The following is a 3361-nucleotide window of genomic DNA, read 5'->3' as shown; positions in this document are numbered from 1 at the left end:
GCGCCGCTGCTCGTCATCGTGCCGTTCGGGCCGCTGCTTTCCTGGAAGCGCGGCGATCTGCTCGGCGCCTTGCAGCGGCTCTATCTCGTCGCCGCTCTCGCCTTCGCCGCCGCCGTCATCCTGTTCTACATCGAGCATGGCGGGCCGGTGCTGTCGGTGCTCGGGCTGGCGGCAGGGCTGTTCCTGATCCTCGGCGCCATTGCCGATCTCTGGTATCGCGCCGGCATCGGCAAGCTCGCCATCGGTGTTGCCTGGCGCCGGCTTGCCGGCCTGCCGCGTTCGGCCTTCGGCACCGCCCTTGCCCATGCCGGGCTTGGCGTCAGCGTGCTCGGCATCGTCGCCGTCACCACCTTCCAGAGCGAACATGTCGTTGAGATGAAGCCGGGCCAGGTGGTCGAGGCCGGCGGCTACAGCCTTGAGTTCGACGGCATGCGGCCGGCAAGGGGACCGAACTATAGCGAGGAGCGCGGCCACTTCACCATCCGGCGCGCCGGGGTAGCGGTCGCCGACACCTGGTCGGCCAAGCGCCTCTATACCGCTCGGCAGATGCCGACGACCGAGGCCGGCATCCTGACTTTCGGTCTCAGCCAGCTCTATGTCTCGCTGGGCGACGCCACCACCGACGGCGGCATCGTCGTGCGCATCTGGTGGAAGCCGTTCATCCTGTGCATCTGGGGCGGCGCCCTGATCATGGCCGCCGGCGGTCTCGTCTCGCTCTCCGACCGCCGCCTGCGCGTCGGCGCCCCGCGCAGGCGGGCGAAGCCGGCAAAGCCGGCCCCCGCCACGGAGCCGGCGGAATGACGCGCTCATCGCCACCGCTTTTGCGGCGATGATGGCCGGAACAGTTTGACGAAGATCAAAGCAATCTGACCGGCCGACCTCTAGCATCTTCTGACGATAATCATGAGCAGTGAGGCAGCGACCATGCAAGCAAGGGATATAATGACCACGAATGTGGTTTCGATCAGCCCTGGTGTCAGCGTGCGCAATGCGGTCGCGGTGATGTTGCAAAACCACGTCAGCGGCCTTCCCGTCGTTGATGACCAGGGACGCGTCTGCGGCATGGTCACGGAAGGCGATCTGCTCTTACGCAGGGAGGTTCGGTTTGCGCCTCGTCCCGCACGCGCACCGGAACTGATCTCCGAAATCGACCTCGAACGCTATATCGGCAGCAACGGATGGTGCGTCGCCGACATCATGTCCCAGGATGTCATCGTCGCACGGCCGGACAGCGAAGTCTCCGATATCGCCGAAAGCCTGCAGGTGCACCGCATCAAGCGGCTGCCGATCGTCGAAGACGAACGCCTGGTCGGAATCGTCAGCCGAAGGGATATTTTGCGAGTCATCGCCGAGGCGCCGACGACCGTATTGCCGCGAGAAGACGAGGCCATCCGGCTGGCGGTGCGCACCCGGCTCAGATCAGATCTCGGTCTCACCCCGCAAAAGGTGCAGGTATCCGTCCGCAACGGCCAAGTGACGGTCGACGGTCAGGTGGAATCTGAGCTCAAGCGCAGGGCGATCAAGGTTCTCGTCGAAGGGCTTGGCGGCATTGCCGGCTACAAGGATTGCCTGCTGGTATCGCCGGTTCACAGCCAGGATTGAAGGCTCGGGTCGCATTGGCGCGCCGTCATCGCGCCAAGTGACGAGGAGGCTTGCTCGATCTATCAAGATCGAGCAAGCCGTCTGTCAACTTCCCTGCCTGACACGGAAAATCCCGACTCGCCCTTTGATATTAGCCCGGTTGCCGGGCTCCATCTTTGATGGAAAGCAATCACGTCGATGGCGTATTCCTGTCATGCAGCCGGCGGGCCTCGGCCAGCACGCTGATCTGTCGGCGCAGCGTTTGCGCGGACAACCAAATTCTGAAAGCAGCGATCGTCATGACGCCAACGGCGGCACCATAGGCCGCGATCACATAATGCAGGTGGTTCATGTCAAATCTCCCGTCGAGCAGCCGTGCGCGCTGCCAGCCTCTGTTGTGAAATCAGCTTTCTGCGCCAGACTTCGTTGCGGATCGCGGCGATGTAGAGCGTGAAAAACAAGGCGGTGAAGGCCACGGCCATCGCAAGCAAGGGATAGAGGAACGCAATGTCCACGGCCGGGCCGCCGATGCGCAGGATGCTGGCCGGCTGATGAAGCGTGTTCCACCAATCGACCGAAAACTTGATGATCGGAATGTTGACGAAGCCGACGATGATCAGGACGGCGGTGACACGCGCCGCCCGGGTCGGTTCGTCGATCGCGCGGTTGATCGCTACGATGCCGAGATACATGATCAGCAGGATGAACATCGACGTCAGCCGGGCATCCCACACCCACCAGGCGCCCCACATCGGCTTGCCCCACAAGGCGCCCGTCACCAGAGCGATGAAGGTGAAGGCGCCTCCAAGGGGAGCGGCCACACGCGCCGCGACATCGGCCAGCGGATGCCGCCAGACCAGCGAACCGACGGCATTCGCCGTCATCACGGTATAGCAAAGCAGCGAGAGCCATGCCGCCGGCACATGGACATACATGATCCGCACTGTCGCGCCCTGCTGATAGTCCACGTCGGCGGCGCAGCTCAGGTAAAATCCAATGACGAAACTGATGGCGGTAAAAACGGCCAGGCAGGGTATCGATCGACCGGCGAAATTCACGAACCTGGTAGGTTGCGACAGGCCGGCAATCCCGTTCTTGAGATGAAGAAGCGTGTTCATGAGGCCGGCTTAACCCGAAACCGCTCCCGGCATATTGATCCTGGTCAACCACCGGCAAAGCGGGCGACTTGCGCCGAACTTGACGGAGATCAAATACCGACCGGCTGCTCCCATGTATCGCTTGGGCCGTGCAAAAGGAGCATATGATGGATTTCGAAGCATTTTTCAAAAACGAGCTGGACGGGCTTCATGCCGAGGGCCGTTACCGCGTTTTTGCCGATCTCGAGCGTCAGCGCGGCCATTTCCCGCGCGCCACGCGCCATACGGCCGACGGTGAAAGGCAAGTCACGGTCTGGTGCTCCAACGACTATCTCGGCATGGGCCAGAACCCCAAGGTGATCGAGGCGATGAAAAACGCCATCGACCACTGTGGCGCGGGTGCGGGAGGCACCCGGAATATCTCTGGCACCAACCACTACCACGTCCTGCTCGAGCGTGAGCTTGCCGACCTGCACGGCAAGGAATCCGCGCTGATCTTCACCTCGGGCTATGTCTCCAACTGGGCGGCCCTCGGCACGCTCGGCACCAAGATCCCCGGCCTGATCATCTTCTCCGACGCCTTGAACCATGCCTCGATGATCGAGGGCATCCGCTACGCCAAGTGCGACAAGGTGATCTGGAAGCACAATGACGTCGCCGATCTCGAAGCCAAGCTGAAAGCC

Annotated in this window: 5 protein-coding genes; 3 read left to right on the top strand and 2 right to left on the bottom strand. The window is 62.5% G+C overall.

Going from position 1 to position 3361, the window contains the following annotated elements; translation table 11 throughout:
* Together CO671_RS32905 and CO671_RS32900 are read left to right on the top strand one after the other, a co-directional pair.
* Positions 1–801: cytochrome c-type biogenesis CcmF C-terminal domain-containing protein (locus tag CO671_RS32905; RefSeq protein ID WP_280953359.1), on the top strand; the 801-nt coding region annotated here is incomplete at its 5' end.
* A 123-nt stretch (positions 802–924) separates the two neighbouring features.
* Positions 925–1602 (top strand): CBS domain-containing protein, encoded by a 678-nt coding sequence (locus CO671_RS32900; RefSeq protein WP_097609236.1) that lies wholly within the window; start codon positions 925–927, stop codon positions 1600–1602.
* Between the two features lie 169 nt (positions 1603–1771).
* Here CO671_RS32900 and CO671_RS32895 read toward each other — a convergent pair whose 3' ends face one another.
* The gene (locus CO671_RS32895) at positions 1772–1933 is read right to left on the bottom strand and encodes a heme exporter protein CcmD (RefSeq protein ID WP_097609234.1); all 162 of its coding nucleotides are present in this window, start codon (positions 1931–1933) and stop codon (positions 1772–1774) included.
* Position 1934: 1 nt separating this feature from the next.
* On the bottom strand, positions 1935–2699 hold the full coding sequence (locus CO671_RS32890; RefSeq protein WP_097609232.1) for a heme ABC transporter permease: 765 nt from the start codon (positions 2697–2699) through the stop codon (positions 1935–1937).
* Positions 2700–2845: 146 nt separating this feature from the next.
* On the opposite strand from CO671_RS32890, the gene CO671_RS32885 reads away from it, so the two are divergent.
* Positions 2846–3361: aminotransferase class I/II-fold pyridoxal phosphate-dependent enzyme (locus tag CO671_RS32885; protein ID WP_141514515.1), on the top strand; the 516-nt coding region annotated here is incomplete at its 3' end.

The sequence above is a fragment of the Rhizobium sp. M10 genome (assembly GCF_002531955.1).
Taxonomy (GTDB): domain Bacteria; phylum Pseudomonadota; class Alphaproteobacteria; order Rhizobiales; family Rhizobiaceae; genus Rhizobium; species Rhizobium etli_C.
This window is presented reverse-complemented; position numbering and strand designations above follow the sequence as displayed.

Excerpts from the sequence above, each read along its gene's own strand:
- CO671_RS32890 (WP_097609232.1), bottom strand. The coding sequence starts at position 2,699 with ATGAACACGCTTCTTCATCTCAAGAACGGGATTGCCGGCCTGTCGCAA.
- CO671_RS32900 (WP_097609236.1), top strand. The coding sequence starts at position 925 with ATGCAAGCAAGGGATATAATGACCACGAATGTGGTTTCGATCAGCCCT.
- CO671_RS32895 (WP_097609234.1), bottom strand. The coding sequence starts at position 1,933 with ATGAACCACCTGCATTATGTGATCGCGGCCTATGGTGCCGCCGTTGGC.